We start from the raw sequence: 18,781 nt of genomic DNA on the forward strand, positions 1-18,781 counted from the left end.
CCCTGGCGCCGCGGCGCGCGGGGTGGTCGCCGCGCCCGCGCCGTCCGGCCCCCGCGCCCCCGCCGGCCGGCCCTCCCCGCCGGCGCCGTCGTCGCCGCCGTCTACGCCCCGGCCGCGGCCCTGGCCTGCTGGTCGCTCGGCCGGACGCTGTGGGACGGGCTGGACCGGCCGGGGGTCGCGCTGGCCTTCGGCGTGCTGATCGCGGTCGGTGAGCTGGTCGGGTGGGGTCCGGCGCCGGCGGGCGGGCACCGGCCGGAGCCGGGGGAGCGGGAGGCCGCACCGCTCGGGGCGGCCGGTGCGCTCGCGTATGCGCTGCTCGGCGAGGCCGGCGGACTGCCCACGGCCCACGGCGTCCCGCAGACCGTGGCCGTCGTCCTGGCGGCCGGCCTGGTGGGGCTCGTCCCGCGGCTCGCGCGCGGCCGGGGGCCGGCGCTCGACCCGCTCGCCCGCCGGGTGCTGACCGTCGGCTTCGCCGCCACCTGCTTCCACCCCCTGCACACCACCGGGGCGTTGGGCGGCTGGGCGGCGTCCGGGCCGCTCCGCCCGCTCCTGCTGGTCGGGCTGCTGGCGCTGACCGCGCTGTGCGACGCGGTGCTGGCGGCGGCGCTCGCCCGGGCCCGTACGGGCTGGCCGTACGGGCCGCTGCTGCGCGACGAGTTGCGGGCGCTGCTCGGCACCGGCACCGCGATCTGCGCCACCGGGGTGGTGATCTCGCTGGCCACGGCGGTCGCCGGGCTGTGGGCGCTGCCGGTGTTCTGTCTGCCGCTGCTGCTGACCCAGTTCGCACTCCGCCGGTTCGCGGCCGTCCGCGCCACCTACCGCCAGACCATCGCCTCACTGGCCCGGTCCACCGAGATCGCCGGCTACACCCCGCACGGCCACGCCCGCCGGGTGGCCGCGCTCAGTCGCGCGGTGGGGCGGGAACTGGGCTTGAGCGAACCGGACTTGGACGTACTGGAACACGCCGCCCTGATGCACGACATCGGCCAGCTGTCGCTGCTGGACCCGGTGCCGGACGGGGCGACCGCGCCGCTGCCGCCCGCCGAGCAGCGCCGGATCGCCCTGCTGGGCGGCGCCGTTGTCCGGCAGACCGGTGTGCCCGCGGAGGTGGCGGTGATCGTCGAGCGGCAGGCCGATCCGTACCGGGACCAGCCGGTCACGGCCCGTATCGTCCGCACCGTCAACGCCTACGACGACCTGTCGGGCGGGGCCGCGGGGACCGGAGGCGCGCTGCGCGCCCTGGAGCGGCTGCGGCTGGCCACCGCGCGGGAGCACGAACCCCTGGTCGTCGAGGCGCTGGCCCGGGTGCTGGGGCGCGGCGCTGGGCTGGTGTGACATGAGTGACCTTGTGGGACGCGGGTCACGGGCCTGCCCGCCCGATCCGTCCTGCAGAACCCCTTCACGGACGGCTATCCGCCGGTAAGGTCGGAAATGGCCCCGGAAGGGCCGTGAGCGGCTCTCCCACGGGCCCGCGGGTCCGCCATGGTCCCGCGGGCCCCGAACGCCCCGAATCCCCGTGGTTGAGCCGCCGCCGGGCGCCCGGCGGGAGGGAACCCATGGGTAATGAGCGCCCTTCGAGATGGGCATGGTTGGATGCGAAGGAAGCCCCCCGCAGGGGGATTCAGGGGGTCGGGCGAAGGCAAGGAGCCGCAGGGGGGCACAGCAAACCAGGCTGAGCCCGACGGCAATCTGTGGCAGGTTGTCGAGTAGGTCCCCAGAAGGGCCCCGGGCGCCGTCCGGGACACCTCCGGAGCGGCATCGAGAGCAACCAGCAGGCGGGAATCGTGAGGATCTTCGGCAAGGTACGGCACCGGCCCTCCGCCTCGTGGCGGCAGGCGACCGACCGCGCTTTCACGCTGATCGGCGACGGCCGTTACGACGACGCGGGCGCGCTGCTGACGCGCGCCGCGGACATGGAACCGTGGCTGTCGGAGTCCTGGTTCAACCTCGCCCTGCTGCACAAGTTCCGGCACGACTGGGAGCAGGCCCGGGCCGCCGGCCTGCGCGCGGTCGCCCTGCTGGACCGCGAGACCGGGGCGCCCGACTGGTGGAACGTCGGGATCGCCGCCACCGCCCTGCAGGACTGGCCGCTGGCCCGCCGCGCCTGGCAGGCCTACGGCCTCAAGGTGCCCGGCGAGGGCTCGCCGTCCGGCGAACCGCACGGTATGGCCCTGGGCAGCGCCGCCGTCCGGCTCTCCCCGGAGGGCGAGGCCGAGGTGGTCTGGGGCCGCCGGCTGGACCCGGCCCGTATCGAGGTGCTGTCGATCCCGCTGCCGTCCTCCGGGCGGCGCTGGGGCGAGGTGGTGCTGCACGACGGCGTCCCCCACGGCGAGCGGACCACCGTCGACGCCGACGGGGCCACCAGGGCGTTTCCGGTCTTCGACGAGATCGAGCTGTGGGCGCCCTCCCCGGTGCCCACCTGGGTCGTGCTCCTGGAGGCGGCCACGGAGGCCGACCGGGACGCCCTGGAGCAGCTGGCGGCCGACGCCGGCTTCGCCGCCGAGGACTGGTCCTCCTCCGTCCGGCTGCTGTGCCGTACGTGCTCGGAGAGCCGGATGCCCAGCGACGAGGGCGACGGCGAGCACCTGGACCCGCACGACCACAGTGAGCCGGGCCACCCTGGCCCGCTCGGGCACCGCACCGCCGGCTCGGGTTCGCTGTGGGTACCCGAGCGCGAGTGCGGTATCGCCGCGCCGTCGGCCCTGGTCCGCGGGCTGCTGGACGGCTGGGTCGCGGACAGCCCGGACACCCGGGAGTGGCGCGACCTCGAAGAGGTCTGCTGAGCGTCCGCCGACGCCGCCGTAGGCTGTACGACGACTAACAGGGTTTTGAGGAAGGCGTACGGCGGAGATGGCCCAGCAGCCTGTGTTTGACCAAGACGGTGACGAGCGGGTGGACGACGAGTTCGTCGACGACGTCACGGACGCCGAGGAGCGGGAGGCCGCCCACCGCGGGCGCGGCACCTCGCGGCCGATCACGGTCGTCGGCAATCCGGTGCTCCACAAGGAGTGCAAGGACGTCACGGACTTCGGCGACGAGCTCGCCGGGCTCATCGACGACATGTTCGCCAGCCAGCGCACCGCCCAGGGCGTGGGCCTGGCCGCCAACCAGATCGGTGTGGACCTGAAGGTCTTCGTCTACGACTGCATGGACGACGAGGGCGTCCGGCACGTCGGCGCGATCTGCAACCCGGTGCTGGACGAGCTGCCGGCCGAGCGCCGGGTGCTGGACGACTCCAACGAGGGCTGCCTGTCCGTGCCGGGCGCGTACGCCGAGCTGGCCCGTCCCGACTACGCCGTGTGCCGCGGCCAGAACGCCGAGGGCGAGCCGATCGCGGTCCGGGGCACCGGCTACTTCGCGCGCTGCCTGCAGCACGAGACCGACCACCTCAACGGCTACCTCTACATCGACCGGCTCAGCAAGCGGGACCGCAAGGCCGCGCTGAAGCAGATGGCCGAGCTGGAGCCGCGCTACCCCGTCGTCCCCAACGACTGAGGCGGGCGGGCGCCCGGTGCCCGGACCGGGCGCCCGGCCCCGTCAGGACGCCTTCTGGTAGGCGCTCCAGACCTTCGGGGGGAGGGCGGTGCCCAGCCCCGTGTCGTCGCCGCCGACGCCCTGCATCGGCAGCAGCTCGGGCGCGCCCGGCTTGTTGCGGAACATGGTGACGGCCGTGGTCGGCTCGGCGTCGGCATCCGCGCCGGGCGCGCGGTCGGGGCGGATGCCGCCCCAGTCCTCCTTGCCCGTGCCGGGGCCGGGGCCGAATTCCGGGCCGGTGGACGACGGGCTGGCGATGAACCACGCCGACTTCATCCGGTCGCCCGGCTCGGTGCGGCCGGCCGCGACCGGCCGCTTGGCCGCCGCGTCGTCCGGCGCCCCCAGGGTGCGCCAGCCCAGTCCCTCCAGGGTCGCGGAGACCTGCTGGGCGACCCCGGCGTCGAGGACCTGCTGGGGCCCGGCGCGGTCGAAGCCGCGGATCTTGTTGCCGTCGTAGGTCATCGACGTCACCGCGTAGGGATCGGCGTGCAGTCCGCCGTTGGCGAAGGTGGTGTAGGCGCTCGCCATCCGGATCGCGCTGGGCGCCGAGGTGCCCAGCGGGAAGGTCTGCTCCAGGGGAGCCATGCTCTCCTCGCGCAGCCCCGCCTCCACCGCCAGGGCCCGGATCCGGTCCAGGCCCAGGCGCTGCCCGGCCTGCACGAACGGCGGGCTCTGGGCCCTCATCAGCGCTCCGCGCAGATCCCCGACCTCGCTCTCCCAGTCCACCGGAGTCATCTCGTCGGTGTCCTCGGGCTGCTCGGTGTCCTCGTCGGGCCCGTCGACCTGCTGCTGGAGCGCGGTCGCCAGCACGAACGGCTTGAAGGCGGAGCCGGCCGGGACGGCCGAGGTGTCCGCGTTGTTGCTGAAGTGCCGGGTGGCGTCCGTGCCGCCGTACAGGGCGAGGATCGCCCCGTCCTTGGGGCGTACGGAGGCCGCGCCGAACTCGACATAGGTGTCGGCCTTGCGGTCCTTCGGGTCGAGGTTCTCGCGGCGGACGTCGCTCACGGCCTTCTCCAGGCGGCGGGTGAGCTGTTTGTCGAAGGTGGTGTGTATGCGGTAGCCGCCGCGCGCCAGGTCCTTGTCGGTCAGGCCGGTGCCGGCCTTGACGAACTTGTTGGCGATGTCGATGAGGTAGCCGATCTGGCCGGCCTGGCTGGTGGGCTTCGACAGTGCGCGCGGCTCGGGGAACGTGCGGTACTTCGCCCGCTCCTGCCTGCTCATCTTGCCGGTGGCGACCTGCCGGTCGAGTATCCACTTCCAGCGTTCCACGGCCCGCTGGTGGTTGGCCTTGCTCAGCCCCGGGTCGTACTGCTCCGACCCCTTCAGCAGGGCGGCCAGCAGCGCGCCCTGGCTGGGGTTGAGCTTCTTGGCGTCGATGCCGTAGTACGCGTGGGCGGCCGCCTGGATCCCGTAGGAACCGCGGCCGAACCAGCTGGTGTTGAGGTAGCCGCGCAGGATCTCCGGCTTGGACTTCTGGTTGCTCACCTTCAGCGAGAGGATGAACTCCCTCGCCTTGCGGGTGATCGTCTGGTCCTGCGAGAGATAGGTGTTCTTCACGTACTGCTGGGTGATCGTGGAGCCGCCCTGGGTCTCCTCGCCGGAGACCATGTTGACCACGGCGCGGGCGATGCCCTGAAGGGAGACGCCGGGGTCGCTGTAGAAGGTGGCGTTCTCCGCGGCGATCACGGAGTTCTCGACGGAGTCGGGGACCTTGTCGAGGGTGACGTTCTGCCGGTTGACGGCGCCCACGCTCACCATCTGGCTGCCGTCCGCCCAGTAGTAGACGGTGGCTTCCTGCCCGGCGAGTTCGTTCTCGTTCGGAATGTCGATCGTCGCGTACACGACAGTGAACAGCCCCGCCAGGCAGAGGAAGCCGAACGAGAGGGTGCCGAGCCACAGCCGCCATGACGGCAGCCAGCGGCGCGGACCCTCTCGTCCCTGGCGCGGATAGTCGATGAACCGACGACGCCCCTTCGTGGCCTTCATGTCCACAAAGATGTGGTGGCCACGGCTCCGGTTGCCGAGGTAACAGAACGCTCACATTGGCGCACGACCAGGGCTGACGGGGCGTCGCAGGTCCTCCGGTTCCCCGGGCCTAGAAGTCGTCGTCGAAGGAGACCGAGCCCTCGACGGCGACCTGGTAGGCGGAGGCCCGGCGCTCGAAGAAGTTGGTCAGCTCCTGGACGTTCTGCAGCTCCATGAAGGAGAACGGGTTCTCCGAGCCGTACACGGGAGCAAATCCCAGGCGCTGCAGCCGCTGGTCGGCGACGCACTGGAGGTACTCGCGCATCGACTCGGTGTTCATGCCCGGCAGGCCGTCACCGCACAGGTCGCGGCCGAACTGCAGCTCGGCCTCGACGGCCTCCTTGAGCATCTCGGTGACCTGCTGTTCCAGCTTGTCGTCGAAGAGGTCGGGCTCCTCCTCGCGGACCGTGTCCACCACCGAGAACGCGAAGTCCATGTGCATGGACTCGTCGCGGAAGACCCAGTTGGTGCCGGTGGCCAGCCCGTGCAGCAGACCGCGCGAGCGGAACCAGTAGACGTAGGCGAAGGCGCCGTAGAAGAACAGCCCCTCGATGCAGGCCGCGAAGCAGATCAGGTTCAGCAGGAAGCGGCGCCGGTCGGCCTTGGACTCCAGCCGGTCGATGCTCTCGACCGAGTCCATCCACTTGAAGCAGAACTCGGCCTTCTCCCGGATGGAGGGGATGTTCTCCACGGCCGCGAAGGCGGCGGCGCGGTCGTCCGGGTCGGGGAGGTAGGTGTCCAGCAGCGTCAGATAGAACTGGACGTGCACCGCCTCCTCGAAGAGCTGACGGCTCAGGTACAGCCGCGCCTCGGGGGAGTTGATGTGCTTGTAGAGCGTCAGCACGAGGTTGTTGGCGACGATCGAGTCACCGGTCGCGAAGAACGCGACCAGCCGGCCGATCATGTGCTGCTCGCCCGGCGAGAGCTTGGCGAGGTCGGCGACGTCGGAGTGGAGGTCGACCTCCTCCACGGTCCAGGTGTTCTTGATCGCGTCGCGGTAGCGGTCGTAGAACTCCGGGTACCGCATGGGCCGCAGGGTCAGCTCGAAGCCCGGGTCGAGGAGGTTCTTCGTGCCGGTGGTGGCCGTGTGCGTGGCCGCGGCGGTGTTCACTTCGGTCGTCATTACTGGCAGGCCTCGCAGGACTCGGGGTTTTCCAGGGAGCAGGCGACCGCCTCGGGGTCGGTGGCCTGCTGCGGTACGGGGACGGTGCCGCCGGCGGCCGCGGTGCCGCGGGCCGACTGGGCGATCCGGGTCGCCGGGCGCGAACGCAGGTAGTACGTCGTCTTGATGCCGCGCTTCCAGGCGTAGGCGTACATCGAGCTGAGCTTGCCGATGGTCGGCGACGCCATGAAGAGGTTCAGCGACTGGCTCTGGTCGATGAAGGGCGTACGGGCCGCGGCCATGTCGATCAGGGCGCGCTGCGGGATCTCCCAGGCGGTGCGGTACAGCGCCCGGACCTCCTCGGGGATCCAATCGACGTCCTGCACCGAGCCGTTCGCCTCGCGCAGCGCGTCACGGGTCCGCGCGTCCCACAGCCCAAGAGCCTTGAGCTCCTCGATCAGATACGCGTTGACCTGCAGGAACTCACCCGACAGCGTCTCGCGCTTGAAGAGGTTGGAGACCTGCGGCTCGATGCACTCGTACACGCCCGCGATCGAGGCGATGGTCGCGGTCGGCGCGATCGCCAGCAGCAGCGAGTTGCGCATCCCGGTCGTGGCGATCCGGGTGCGCAGCGCCGCCCAGCGGTCCGCCCAGCGGGGCTCGGCGTTCGGGTAGTGGTCCGGGTGCAGCACACCGCGGGCGGTGCGGGTCGCCGACCAGGCCGGGTGCGGGCCGTGCCGCTCGGCGAGGGCGGCGGACGCCTCGTACGCGGCGAGCATGATCCGCTCGGAGATCCGGGTCGACAGCTCCTGGGCCTCGGCCGAGTCGAAGGGCAGCCGCAGCCGGAAGAAGACGTCCTGCAGGCCCATCAGGCCCAGACCCACCGGGCGCCAGCGGGAGTTGGAGGCCCCGGCCTGCTCGGTCGGGTAGAAGTTGATGTCCACGACCCGGTCGAGGAAGGTGACGGCGGTACGGACCGTGGCGTCCAGCTTCTCCCAGTCCATCTCACCGTCGTCACCCAGGTGAGCGGCGAGGTTGACCGACCCCAGGTTGCAGACCGCGGTCTCCCCGTCGTCGGTCACCTCCAGGATCTCCGTGCACAGGTTGGAGGAGTGCACGACCTGGCCGGGCTCGGCGGTCTGGTTGGCGGTGCGGTTGGCGGCGTCCTTGAACGTCATCCAGCCGTTGCCGGTCTGCGCCAGGGTGCGCATCATGCGGGAGTACAGCACCCGGGCCGGGATCTGCTTGAGCGCCCGGCCCTCGGCCTCGGCCTTGCGGTAGGCGGCGTCGAACTCCTCGCCCCACAGGTCCACCAGCTCCGGGGCGTCCGAGGGGGAGAACAGCGACCAGTCGGCGTCCGCCTCCACCCGGCGCATGAACTCGTCCGGGATCCAGTGCGCGATGTTCAGGTTGTGGGTGCGGCGGGCCTCCTCACCGGTGTTGTCGCGCAGCTCCAGGAACTCCTCGATGTCGGCGTGCCAGGTCTCCAGGTAGACACAGGCGGCGCCCTTGCGCCGGCCGCCCTGGTTCACGGCCGCGACCGAGGCGTCCAGGGTGCGCAGGAAGGGCACGATGCCGTTGGAGTGCCCGTTGGTGCCGCGGATCAGCGAACCGCGGGCGCGGATGCGGGAGTAGGACAGGCCGATGCCGCCGGCGTGCTTGGACAGCCGCGCCACCTGGTGGTAGCGGTCGTAGATCGAGTCCAGCTCGTCCAGCGGCGAGTCCAGCAGGTAGCAGGACGACATCTGCGGGTGGCGGGTGCCGGAGTTGAACAGCGTGGGGGAGGAGGGCAGGTACGACAGCGAGCTGGTGAGGCCGTACAGCTCGGCGACGTCGTCCAGGGCGCGTTCGCTGCCGTCCTCGGCGAGGCCGCAGGCCACCCGGAGCAGGAAGTGCTGGGGCGTCTCGATGACCTGACGGGTGGTGGGGTGGCGCAGCAGGTAGCGCGAGTGCAGGGTGCGCAGCCCGAAGTACCCGAACCGGTCGTCGGCCCCGTCGGCGAGCGCCTGGTCGACCAGGGCGTCCAGCCGGGCGGCGTGGGTTCGAACGAACTCCGCGGTCTCGTCGGCGATCAGCCCCTCGCGGTGGCCGACTGCGACGGAGGCGGAGAAGGCGACCGCCCCCTGTGCGGCCGCCTCCTCCGAGATCGAGAGGGTGAGCAGCCGCGCGGCGAGCTTGGAGTACTGCGGCTCGTCACCGATCAGTCCGGCCGCGGCCTCGATGGCCAGCGACCGCAGTTCGGACTCGCCCGCGCCCTCGTACCGGCCGCGCAGGGCGGCGGCGGCCACCTTGCCGGGGTCGGTCGCGGTCAGGTCCTCGGTCAGCTTCGTCAGGGTGCGCAGCAGCGCGACGCCCGGACCGTCCTGCCCGTCCTCGCCCGGACCGCCGCCGGCGGGGGTGGCGGGCGTGGTCACCGCAGGCTGCACGACCTCGGCGTCTGACGCGGGTTCCGTTGGCGCGATGGTCACGTGATGCTCTCCCTCACTCGGCGGGGGCCGGGAGGGGCGGGACGCGACGGCCGCACGCGCGCATGCGGCACCCCGTGACGGTCAAGGGTGCGCGGGCACACCGCGCGGCGTCCACCGACCCAACCCTCGGGGCCCGGACGTATCGACGTCCGCACCGATGGCGGTGCGGGCGTACCGTCGGCAGGTCCTCGGACTTCACGGGCGCGCGGCAGGGCCCTCATCGGGCCACTGGGCGCGCTCTTACACCGTTGCGGGACAGTTCCGGATTCCCACCGGATTCCCCTGCGGCGACAGCGAGGACGAGCATACATCTTGTGCTGCTCCCCGCGTGCACCCCCACATCTTGTGTCGCTTCCTCATACCACTCCGACAGGTGTGCGAAGTGCCAGGGGGCGGGGGAGCGCCCGGAACGGCCCTCGGGCCGGGCCTGGAGCGCCTTTCAGGCCACCTCCCGCGCGAACGCCCAGAGCGTGACGCCCGGTATCGGATCCCAGTCCCGCTCCTCGGCGCGCGCGAATCCCAGCCGCCGGTAGAGCCGGTGCGCGGGCAGCACATGACGCGGCGTGGACAGCACCATGCCGCTCAGCCCGAGCGCCCGCGCCCGCTCCAGACACGCCGCCACCAACGCCTCCCCGACCCCTCGTCCGCGTCCCTCGGGCCGCACCGCGAGCATCCGGAACTCCCCCTCGCCGGGCCGCGCCAGCTCCGCGTACGGGCTCCCGTACGCGCTGAAGGTGACCGTCCCCACCACCCGCTCCTCGGGCCCCTCCACGGCCACCAGCACCTCGGCCCGCTCCGCCCGCTCCGCCACCCTCCGCAGCGTCGCCGCGTAGGTGTCGCTCTCCCCGGATACCAGCAGCCCATCGGCCAGATAGACGGCCACCAGCAACTCCCCGACCGCACCGAACTCCGCCTGCCGCACGGGCCTGATCGTGATGTCCATGGGCTCAAGTGTGGGGGGTGGGACCGACGGCGGGGTGGGTGTCGGTGGGCCTGGTTATCGTCGGTGCCACGCCCCGGCTCAGCTCGGCAGTGAGAGGAGAAAGTCCCGTGACCGATTCCCCCGACCGGCCCTACCGCACGCTCACCGAGTACTTCGAAGAGGCTGCTCGGATACTCGCTCGCTCCGACGAGCGCCCTCGGCTGGAGCTCATCGAGGGGCGAGTCAGCAGCAAGGCCGGGCCGGACGGGAACCACGGGAGGACCGTCGCGTGGCTCACCCGCCTCTTCCTGCGGAATCGGCCCGAACTCTGGCTCTCGGCTTCCCAGGGCCTGAAGGTGCAGTCCGGCCGCGACGGACGCGCCTGCCCGGACGGTTTGCTCGCGCACAGCGGGGCTTTCGCGGGTCAAGGGCAATGGGTGGATCCTGAACCGGTCTTGATGGTCGTCGAGATCACCTCATGCGACCCCGGAGCCGACCACCGTGCCCGGGTACAGAAGCCCCGTGCCTATGCGGAGGCCGGCATCCCGCTGTATCTGCTGATCGAGCGGGAAGAACGTCGGCTCACGCTTCACGGCGAGCCCGACGCCTCCCGCTACGAGGACATCCGCACCGTCGCGTTCGGCGAGACGCTTCACCTGCCCGACCCCGTGGATATCACTCTGGATACGGAGCCGCTCAAAGACTGGGCCGCCGCACCCCGAAGGGATGCGGCGGCCCGCGGCCGAGGCTGATCCGGCGCTCAGTGCCCCGCCGGTGCCCCCGCCGTGGCCGGCGGCAGTTCCGCCGAGACGCCCTTGTCGCCGACGTCCGCGGTGTAGTCGCCGGGGCTGGTCTCGTCGACGCCCTCAGGGGCCTTCACGGCCTTCAGGGCGAACGTCAGGACGACCGTCACCACGACGTTCAGGACGAAGGCGGTCAGGCCGATGTAGCCGATCTCGCCGATGCCGGGGATCTCCTTGCTGGAGCCGCCGAAGTGGGCCTGGGTCGGGCTGGCGACGCCGTACGCCGCGAGCGTGCCGTAGAGCATGCCGGCCGCCCAGCCGGTCAGCAGCGCCCAGCGGTGGAACCAGCGGGTGAACAGGCCGCCGACCAGGGCCGGCATGGTCTGCAGGATCCAGATGCCGCCCAGCAGCTGGAAGTTGATCGCGACGGTCTTGTCCATGGTGAGGACGAAGACCAGGGCGCCGACCTTGACCAGCAGGGAGACCAGCTTGGCGACCTTGTGCTCCTGCTCGGGCGTGGCGCCGGGCTTGAGGAAGTCCTTGTAGACGTTGCGGGTGAACAGGTTGGCCGCGGCGATCGACATGATGGCCGCCGGGACCAGCGCGCCGATGCCGATCGCGGCGAACGCGACGCCGGAGAACCAGCTGGGGAACATGTCCTCGAACAACTGCGGGATGGCCAGCTGCGGGTTGCCCTGGATGTCCGTACCGGCCTTGACGGCCATGAAGCCGAGCAGCGCCAGGAAGCCGAGCATCAGGGAGTACAGCGGCAGGATCGTGGTGTTGCGGCGGATCACGTTGCGGCTGCGCGAGGAGAGCGTGGCGGTGATCGAGTGCGGGTACATGAAGAGCGCCAGCGCCGAGCCGAGGGCCAGGGTCGCGTACGCCCACTGTGCGTTGGGTCCGCTGGTCAGCTCGCCGCGCGGCTTGCCGGGGACGGCGCCGGGCTCGGCGAACGCCTTGCCGGCCGCGTCGAAGATCCCGTCGAAACCGCCCAGTTTGATCGGGATGTAGACGATCGCCACGATGATGACCAGGTAGATCAGCCCGTCCTTGACGAAGGCGATCAGGGCGGGCGCGCGCAGGCCGGAGGAGTAGGTGTACGCGGCCAGCACCGCGAAGGCGATCAGCAGCGGCAGGTCCTTGACGAACCAGTTGGTGTGCGCGCCGCCGCCGATGCCCATCACGTCCAGGACGGCCTGGATGCCGACCAGTTGGAGCGCGATGTACGGCATCGTGGCGAGGATGCCGGTGAGCGCCACGGCCAGCGACAGGCCCTTGGAGCCGAAGCGTCCGCGGACGAAGTCGGAGGTGGTGACGTAGCCGTGCTTGTGCGAGACCGACCACAGGCGGGGCAGGAAGGTGAAGATGAGGGGGTAGACCAGGATGGTGTACGGGACGGCGAAGAAGCCGGCCGCGCCCGCCGCGTAGATCGCCGCCGGTACGGCCACGAAGGTGTACGCGGTGTAGAGGTCGCCGCCCAGCAGGAACCACGTCACCCAGGTGCCGAAGCTCCGCCCGCCCAGGCCCCATTCGTCGAGGTTGGCGGACTGCTCGGCCTTGCGCCAGCGGGCGGCCAGGAACCCCATGACCGTCACGGCCAGGAAGAAGAAGACGAACACGGCGAGTGCGACGCCGTTGACGCCCTGGGTCGAGGAGGCCGCGAGCGCGGTGGAGGCGCCCGCTGCGGACATCGCGTCGGTCACTGGTCCGCACCGCCCTTGCGGGCGCGCTGCTCACGCTGCACGAGCTTGTACGCCACCGTCGTCAGCGCCGTCGAGATCAGCACCCACAGCATCTGGTACCAGTAGAAGAACGGGATCCCGATGAGCGTGGGCTCGATCCGGGCGTAGGAACTCACCCACAGCGTCGCCACGAACGGAGCGAGCAGGCACAGTCCGGCCACCACACGTGTGGGTGTGACGACCGGTCTGCTGCTGGGGGATTCGGCTGGCTCTGGCATCGCGTGGCTCCGTCCGTGGCGGCGAACTCCTGTGCAATCGGCTGAAAATCTATGGCAGGGCCGTGGCACGCGTCACTAGCTGTCCGCATATCGGTATGAAGAATCCGAGCGGGGAGGGGCGGGGCGGCGGGCCGAGTTCACTCCGCGGGACGCTGCAGCCTCGCCACGAACTTGTAGCGGTCGCCGCGGTAGACCGAGCGCACCCACTCCACCGGCCGGCCCTGGGCGTCGAGCGAGTGCCGCGAGAGCATCAGCATCGGCAGGCCGACGTCGGTGCCCAGCAGACCGGCCTCGCGCGGGGTGGCGAGCGAGGTCTCGATGGTCTCCTCGGCCTCCGCGAGGCGGACGTCGTAGACCTCGGCCAGCGCGGTGTAGAGGGAGGTGTACTTGACCAGGTTGCGGCGCAGCGCGGGGAAGCGCTTCGCCGACAGGTGGGTGGTCTCGATGGCCATCGGCTCGCCGCTGGCCAGCCGCAGCCGCTCGATGCGCAGCACCCTGCCGCCGGGGGCGATGTCCAGCAGGCCGGCCAGCCGGTCGTCGGCGGTGACGTAGCCGATGTCCAGCAGCTGGGAGGTCGGCTCCAGGCCCTGGGCCCGCATGTCCTCCGTGTAGGACGTCAGTTGCAGCGCCTGGGAGACCTTGGGCTTGGCCACGAAGGTGCCCTTGCCCTGGATGCGCTCCAGCCGGCCCTCGACGACCAGCTCCTGCAGCGCCTGGCGCACCGTCGTGCGGGAGGTGTCGAACTCCGCGGCGAGGGTGCGCTCGGGAGGTACCGGGGTGCCGGGCGGCAGGGTCTCGGTGATCTCCAGCAAGTGCCGCTTGAGGCGGTAGTACTTGGGCACCCGTGCGGTCCGCGTGCCGCCGCCGCTCTCCGCGCTGCCCCCGTCGGTCTCCATGGCCCGCCTCTCCGACGCCTGTCGTGCTGCCGTCACCGGCTCCTCCGTACGTAGCGGCTCACATCGTGGCACGCGGGGGTTCGTTGTGCTCCCTCGCAGGTCCCGGCGTGCCGGATGTCGGTCCGGTAACGGACCTGACAGCGACTCTTATACACCCTTGACACCCCAAAAGGTCTAGGCCAAGCTGCGGGCACTGGTCTAAACCATTAAAGACCACACCCGGCCTTTAGGGGAGAGCGCAATGAAGCGTGGGCTCATAGCAGCGACGGCGGTCGCGGGAATGCTGGTGAGTGTCGCTGCCTGTGGGTCCAGCGACGGCAACAAGGCGGGCGCGGATGGCTTCAAGGGCCAGAAGCTGACCGTCTGGGTGATGAGCGGTTCGAATCCGGAGCAGTGGAGCAAGCAGGTCTCCGAACAGTTCAAGAAGAAGACCGGAGCCACCGTCGAGTTCAAGGTCCAGCAGTGGAACGGAATTCAGCAGAAGCTGAGCACCGCCCTCTCCGAGGACACCCCGCCGGACGTCGTCGAAATCGGTAACACCCAGACCGCCGCCTATGCGAAGGCCGGCGCCCTGGCCGACCTCGGCGATCTGAAGAAGGAGATCGGCGCCGACTGGAACGACGCCTTCAACAAGGCCTCGCTCGTCGACGGAAAGCAGTACGCGCTGCCGTGGTACGCCGGAAACCGCGTGGTGATGTACAACAAGAAGATCTGGGCCGAGGCGGGGATCAAGGACCTCCCCAAGACCCGCAACCAGCTGTTCAAGGCGCTGGACGCCATCAAGCGGAAGACCGACGCCGAGCCGCTGTACCTCCCCGGCCAGAACTGGTACTTCCTCGACGGGCTGACCATCGGCACCGGTGCCGACCTGGTGAAGAAGCAGGGCGGCAAGTGGGTTTCCAACCTCGGCGACCCCAAGGTCGCCAAGGCCATGGACATCTACAAGCAGTACCAGGCCTTCAGCACCGCGCCGAAGAACAAGGACGAGGCCACCCCGCAGCAGGCCGAGGTCTTCGCCAAGGGCCAGACCGGCGCCGTCATCGCCATGGGCTACGAGGCCGCCACCGCCATCAAGGCCAACCCGAAAATCAAGAACGACATCGGATTCTTCACCATTCCCGGTGAGACCGCGGCCAAGCCCGAGGGTGTATTCCTCGGCGGTTCCAACTTCGCGGTCGCCGGCATGGGCAAGAACCAGGAACTCGCCAAGGAATTCCTGAAGATCGCCCTGTCGAAGGAGAACGACGGGCAGATGGTCAGGGAGGCCGGCTGGACCCCCAAGTCCCCGGACCTGGCCGGCGCCGCCAAGGAGAACCCGGCGGCCGCTGCCGCCGCCCCCGCGGCGCAGAAGTCCGGCGGCACCACCCCGCTGATCGCGCAGTGGGCCGCGGTGGAGAACGTACCGAACCCGATCAAGAGCTATATGACGGCCGTGCTGAACGGCACGTCCCCGGCCGACGCCGCCAAGGACATCGAGTCCGAGGTCAACGCGCGGCTCGCCAAGCAGTAGGCCCCGGCCGCGTACGGGACCGGCCGGCACCGGCCCCGTACGCGCGCCGCCGGCGCACCGAGGTTCCACGGCAACAAGGGGGAGCAGCGACCCATGGCAGTGCAGCTCGACGACGCGGCGGCCGAGGCCGTGCCGCGGACCGGCAAGGGCGGCGATCCGCCCGCCCGCCGCGGCGCAGGAGGCCGACGGCCCGCCCGCGGCGCGCCCCGTCCCCCGGCCCGCCGCACCCCGTACCTCCTGCTGCTGCCCGCCCTGGCCGCCACCGCGGTCTTCCTGGGCTGGCCCATGGTCCGCAACCTGCTGCTCTCCTTCCAGAACCTCAACATGAAGGAGCTGATCCAGCATCTGACCGACTGGCGGGGGATCGGCAACTACCAGGAGATCCTGGGCGGCGAGCAGTTCTGGCGGGTCACCGGCCGCACCATCGTCTTCACCGCGGTCAACGTCATCCTGATCATGCTGCTGGGCGTGCTGATCGGACTGCTGCTGGCCCGGCTCGGCAAGAAGATGCGGCTGGTGCTCTCCCTCGCGCTGGTGCTGGCCTGGGCCATGCCGGTGATCGCCGCCACCACCGTCTTCCAGTGGCTCTTCGACTCCCGCTACGGCGTCGTCAACTGGGTGCTGGACCGGCTCGGCTGGCATGCGATGGCCCACTACGACTGGGTCGGCACCCAGCTGTCGACCTTCTTCGTGATCACCGTGCTGATCGTCTGGCAGTCGCTGCCCTTCGTGGCGCTCAACCTCTACGCGGCCACCACGACCATCCCCAGGGAGCTCTACGAGGCGGCCCGGATGGACGGCGCCGGCACCTGGAAGGTCTTCACCTCGGTCACCTTCCCGTTCCTGAGGCCGTTCTTCCTCGCCACCACGTTCCTCGAAGTGATCTGGGTCTTCAAGGCGTTCCCGCAGATCTTCGCGATCAACGAGGGCGGCCCGGACCGGCTCACCGAAACCCTGCCGATCTACGCCTTCACCGAGGGCGTCGGCAACCTCCACTTCGGTATGGGCGCCGCGATCTCGCTGCTGACGATCGTGGTGCTGCTGGCCATGACCGCGTACTACCTGCGTCTGACGCTCAAGCAGGAACAGCAAGAGGAGAACGAGCGGTGAAGCCCTCCCTCGCCGGCCGCATCTGGCCCAACGCCACGGCGCTCGTGCTCGCCGCCGGCTTCGTCTTCCCGGTCTACTGGATGTTCAACACGGCCTTCAAGCCGACCCGGGACATCATCAGCGAAGACCCCGTGTGGTTCCCCTTCCACGGCACCCTGGAGCACTTCGCGACCGCCGTGCAGGCCCCGAACTTCTGGACCCTGGCCGGGAACTCGGTCATCGTGACCGTGCTCGCCGTCGGGCTGTCGCTGGTCGTCGCGCTGTGCGGGGCGTTCGCGCTCACCCGGATGCGCTTCAAGGGACGCCGCGGCATCCTGCTGACCTTCATGGTCGCCCAGATGGCCCCCTGGGAGGTCATGGTGATCTCGATCTACCTGATCGTCCGGGACGCGGACATGCTCAACAGCCTGGTGCCGCTCACCTGCTTCTACCTGCTGATGGTGCTGCCCTTCACCCTGCTGACCCTGCGCGGCTATGTCGCCGCGGTGCCCAGGGAACTGGAGGAGTCCGCGATGGTCGACGGCTGCTCCCGCCGCCAGGCCTTCCTCAAGGTCGTCTTCCCGCTGCTGGCGCCCGGACTGATGGCCACCTCCCTCTTCGGCTTCATCACCGCGTGGAACGAGTTCCCGCTCGTGCTGGTCCTCAACAAGGAGCCGGCCATGGGCACCCTGCCGCTGTGGCTCTCGCAGTTCCAGAGCCAGTTCGGGGACGACTGGGGCGCCACCATGGCCGCCGCCTCGATCTTCGCCGTCCCGATCCTGGTCCTCTTCCTGTTCCTGCAACGCAAGGCGGTCGGCGGTCTCACCTCCGGCGCAGTGAAGGGATAACGCAGTCCATGACTCCCGTAGGCTCCGCACGCTCGGTACGCGCCACCGACGCCCTCACCCGCGACGCGCTCGCCGTCCTCCAGCCCGGCTTCACCGGCACCACCGCCCCCGACTGGCTGCTGCGCCGGCTCGACGAGGGCCTGTCCGCCGTCGGCCTCTTCGGCCGCAACATCACCGACCCGGTGCAACTCGCCGCCCTCACCGCCCAGTTGCGCGACGCTCGCGAGGACGTCCTGGTCGCCATCGACGAGGAGGGCGGCGACGTCACCCGCCTCGAAGTGCGCGGCGGCTCCTCCTTCCCCGGCAACCATGCGCTGGGCGCCGTCGACGACACCGCCCTGACCCGCGGCGTCGCCCGCGAGCTCGGCCGCCGGCTGGCCGACTGCGGTGTCAACCTCAACTGGGCGCCCTCCGCCGACGTCAACTCCAACCCCGCCAATCCGGTCATCGGCGTCCGCTCCTTCGGCGCCGACCCGCAGCTGGTCGCCCGGCACACCGCCGCCTACGTCGAGGGGCTCCAGTCGGCGGGCGTCGCCGCCTGCACCAAGCACTTCCCCGGCCACGGCGACACCGCGGTCGACTCCCACCACGACCTGCCGCGCATCGCCGCCGACCTGCCCACCCTCCAGGAACGCGAACTGGTGCCGTTCCGCGCCGCCGTCGCCGCCGGCACCCGGGCCGTGATGAGCGCGCACATCCTGCTGCCCGCCCTGGACGGCGACCGCCCGGCCACGCTCAGCCCCGCCGCCCTGCACGGTCTGTTGCGCGCTCCGGCCGGCGAGGGCGGGCTGGGCTTCGACGGGCTGATCGTCACCGACGGAATGGAGATGCAGGCCATCTCCGCCACCTTCGGCATCGAGCGCGGCAGCGTGCTGGCCGTCGCGGCCGGCGCCGACGCGATCTGTGTGGGCGGCGGACTGGCCGACGAGGACACCGTGCTGCGGCTGCGGGACGCCCTGGTGAGGGCGGTGCGCGACGGTGAGCTGTCGGAGCAGCGGCTCGCCGACGCCGCGGCACGGGTGCGTGCCCTGGCGCGCTGGACACGGAGTGCGGGCGCGGGGGAGGGGGCCGCGCCCGCACCCGGGATCGGCCTGACCGCGGCCCGGCGGGCGCTGCGCGTCACCACCGCCGGCCGCCCCTACGAGCCGCTGACCGGCCCCGCCCACGTCGCCGCCTTCACGCCGCTGGCCAACATCGCCGTGGGCGACGACACCCCCTGGGGCGTCGGCGCCGAGCTGGCCCGGCTCGTGCCGGGCACCGAAACCGCCGCCTACACCGCCGAATCCGCCGCCCGCGCCGGTACCCGGGCCCTGGTCGACGGTCTGCTCGCCGCGGCAGGCGGCCGACGCGTGGTCGCCGTCGTCCGCGACGTCCACCGCCACCCCTGGATGGCCGACGCCCTCGACGCCCTGCTCACCGCCCGCCCCGACACCGCCGTCGTCGAAATGGGCGTCCCCCAGGCCCCGCCCCGAGGCGCCCTGCACCTCGCCACCCATGGCGCCGCCCGGGTCTGCGGCCAGGCCGCCGCCGAAACCCTCACCCGCCACACACCGGCGCACGGCACCTGAGACCGCGCGGCGAGGGTCCCTCGCGCTCGGCCGCCCCGGGACGGCGGCCGAGCGCACCCCCGCACCCTCAGCCGCCTCACGACGCTGTGCCCACCGTGCTCCTGCGTCTCCTG

General features: G+C 71.1%; 15 protein-coding genes and 1 riboswitch. Of the genes, 8 read left to right on the forward strand and 7 right to left on the reverse strand.

Annotated features, from left to right (window positions below; translation table 11 throughout):
- From ACFWZH_RS22380 to def, 3 genes are all read left to right on the forward strand, one after another.
- On the forward strand, nt 1-1,335 hold a 1,335-nt coding region (locus ACFWZH_RS22380; protein ID WP_384433855.1), incomplete at its 5' end, for an HD-GYP domain-containing protein.
- A 449-nt stretch (nt 1,336-1,784) separates the two neighbouring features.
- Nucleotides 1,785-2,783 carry a tetratricopeptide repeat protein gene (locus ACFWZH_RS22385; protein ID WP_384433858.1) on the forward strand — a complete coding sequence of 333 codons (999 nt, stop codon included), beginning with the start codon at nt 1,785-1,787 and terminating at the stop codon, nt 2,781-2,783.
- Between the two features lie 67 nt (nt 2,784-2,850).
- Nucleotides 2,851-3,495 (forward strand): peptide deformylase, encoded by a 645-nt coding sequence (gene def / locus ACFWZH_RS22390; protein ID WP_384433861.1) that lies wholly within the window; start codon nt 2,851-2,853, stop codon nt 3,493-3,495.
- A 42-nt stretch (nt 3,496-3,537) separates the two neighbouring features.
- On the opposite strand, the gene ACFWZH_RS22395 is transcribed toward def, so the two are convergent.
- From ACFWZH_RS22395 to ACFWZH_RS22410, 4 genes are all read right to left on the reverse strand, one after another.
- Entirely contained in the window at nt 3,538-5,520 is a 1,983-nt protein-coding gene (locus tag ACFWZH_RS22395; RefSeq protein ID WP_384433864.1) for a transglycosylase domain-containing protein, read from the reverse strand.
- A 109-nt stretch (nt 5,521-5,629) separates the two neighbouring features.
- Complete coding sequence (locus ACFWZH_RS22400; RefSeq protein ID WP_384433867.1) at nt 5,630-6,682, reverse strand: ribonucleotide-diphosphate reductase subunit beta; 1,053 nt, start codon at nt 6,680-6,682, stop codon at nt 5,630-5,632.
- Entirely contained in the window at nt 6,682-9,129 is a 2,448-nt protein-coding gene (locus tag ACFWZH_RS22405) for a ribonucleoside-diphosphate reductase subunit alpha (RefSeq protein WP_384433870.1), read from the reverse strand. The genes ACFWZH_RS22400 and ACFWZH_RS22405 overlap by 1 nt, the downstream gene beginning before the upstream one ends.
- 161 nt (nt 9,130-9,290) lie before the next feature.
- Nucleotides 9,291-9,453, reverse strand: a riboswitch (cobalamin riboswitch).
- A gap of 115 nt (nt 9,454-9,568) precedes the next feature.
- Nucleotides 9,569-10,072, reverse strand: coding sequence for a GNAT family N-acetyltransferase (locus ACFWZH_RS22410; RefSeq protein ID WP_384433874.1), 504 nt, complete (start codon nt 10,070-10,072; stop codon nt 9,569-9,571).
- A 107-nt stretch (nt 10,073-10,179) separates the two neighbouring features.
- Between ACFWZH_RS22410 and ACFWZH_RS22415 the strand changes: the two genes are divergently transcribed.
- Nucleotides 10,180-10,803 carry a Uma2 family endonuclease gene (locus tag ACFWZH_RS22415; protein ID WP_384433877.1) on the forward strand — a complete coding sequence of 208 codons (624 nt, stop codon included), beginning with the start codon at nt 10,180-10,182 and terminating at the stop codon, nt 10,801-10,803.
- Nucleotides 10,804-10,811: 8 nt separating this feature from the next.
- Here ACFWZH_RS22415 and mctP read toward each other — a convergent pair whose 3' ends face one another.
- The 3 genes from mctP to ACFWZH_RS22430 all read right to left on the reverse strand — a co-directional run bounded on the left by mctP (nt 10,812) and on the right by ACFWZH_RS22430 (nt 13,653).
- Nucleotides 10,812-12,488 carry a monocarboxylate uptake permease MctP gene (gene mctP / locus ACFWZH_RS22420; RefSeq protein WP_384434189.1) on the reverse strand — a complete coding sequence of 559 codons (1,677 nt, stop codon included), beginning with the start codon at nt 12,486-12,488 and terminating at the stop codon, nt 10,812-10,814.
- Between the two features lie 8 nt (nt 12,489-12,496).
- On the reverse strand, nt 12,497-12,757 hold the full coding sequence (locus ACFWZH_RS22425; RefSeq protein ID WP_384433880.1) for a DUF3311 domain-containing protein: 261 nt from the start codon (nt 12,755-12,757) through the stop codon (nt 12,497-12,499).
- Nucleotides 12,758-12,894: 137 nt separating this feature from the next.
- Complete coding sequence (locus tag ACFWZH_RS22430; protein ID WP_384434192.1) at nt 12,895-13,653, reverse strand: GntR family transcriptional regulator; 759 nt, start codon at nt 13,651-13,653, stop codon at nt 12,895-12,897.
- 241 nt (nt 13,654-13,894) lie between these two features.
- Between ACFWZH_RS22430 and ACFWZH_RS22435 the strand changes: the two genes are divergently transcribed.
- The 4 genes from ACFWZH_RS22435 to ACFWZH_RS22450 all read left to right on the forward strand — a co-directional run bounded on the left by ACFWZH_RS22435 (nt 13,895) and on the right by ACFWZH_RS22450 (nt 18,668).
- Nucleotides 13,895-15,163 carry an extracellular solute-binding protein gene (locus ACFWZH_RS22435; protein ID WP_384433883.1) on the forward strand — a complete coding sequence of 423 codons (1,269 nt, stop codon included), beginning with the start codon at nt 13,895-13,897 and terminating at the stop codon, nt 15,161-15,163.
- A 93-nt stretch (nt 15,164-15,256) separates the two neighbouring features.
- On the forward strand, nt 15,257-16,273 hold the full coding sequence (locus ACFWZH_RS22440) for a carbohydrate ABC transporter permease (RefSeq protein ID WP_384433886.1): 1,017 nt from the start codon (nt 15,257-15,259) through the stop codon (nt 16,271-16,273).
- The gene (locus ACFWZH_RS22445; protein ID WP_384433889.1) at nt 16,270-17,100 is read left to right on the forward strand and encodes a carbohydrate ABC transporter permease; all 831 of its coding nucleotides are present in this window, start codon (nt 16,270-16,272) and stop codon (nt 17,098-17,100) included. Before ACFWZH_RS22440 ends, ACFWZH_RS22445 begins: the two co-directional genes overlap by 4 nt.
- A gap of 8 nt (nt 17,101-17,108) precedes the next feature.
- Nucleotides 17,109-18,668, forward strand: coding sequence for a glycoside hydrolase family 3 protein (locus tag ACFWZH_RS22450; RefSeq protein WP_384433892.1), 1,560 nt, complete (start codon nt 17,109-17,111; stop codon nt 18,666-18,668).
- Nucleotides 18,669-18,781 lie beyond the last annotated feature (113 nt).

The organism is Streptomyces sp. NPDC059008, assembly GCF_042749045.1.
In the GTDB taxonomy this organism is placed as follows: domain Bacteria; phylum Actinomycetota; class Actinomycetes; order Streptomycetales; family Streptomycetaceae; genus Streptomyces.

Coding starts and splice junctions, on each gene's coding strand:
- ACFWZH_RS22435 (WP_384433883.1), top strand. CDS start 13,895: ATGAAGCGTGGGCTCATAGCAGCGACGGCGGTCGCGGGAATGCTGGTG.
- ACFWZH_RS22395 (WP_384433864.1), bottom strand. CDS start 5,520: ATGAAGGCCACGAAGGGGCGTCGTCGGTTCATCGACTATCCGCGCCAG.
- ACFWZH_RS22400 (WP_384433867.1), bottom strand. CDS start 6,682: ATGACGACCGAAGTGAACACCGCCGCGGCCACGCACACGGCCACCACC.
- def (WP_384433861.1), top strand. CDS start 2,851: ATGGCCCAGCAGCCTGTGTTTGACCAAGACGGTGACGAGCGGGTGGAC.
- mctP (WP_384434189.1), bottom strand. CDS start 12,488: ATGTCCGCAGCGGGCGCCTCCACCGCGCTCGCGGCCTCCTCGACCCAG.
- ACFWZH_RS22410 (WP_384433874.1), bottom strand. CDS start 10,072: ATGGACATCACGATCAGGCCCGTGCGGCAGGCGGAGTTCGGTGCGGTC.
- ACFWZH_RS22430 (WP_384434192.1), bottom strand. CDS start 13,653: ATGGAGACCGACGGGGGCAGCGCGGAGAGCGGCGGCGGCACGCGGACC.
- ACFWZH_RS22450 (WP_384433892.1), top strand. CDS start 17,109: ATGACTCCCGTAGGCTCCGCACGCTCGGTACGCGCCACCGACGCCCTC.
- ACFWZH_RS22425 (WP_384433880.1), bottom strand. CDS start 12,757: ATGCCAGAGCCAGCCGAATCCCCCAGCAGCAGACCGGTCGTCACACCC.
- ACFWZH_RS22440 (WP_384433886.1), top strand. CDS start 15,257: ATGGCAGTGCAGCTCGACGACGCGGCGGCCGAGGCCGTGCCGCGGACC.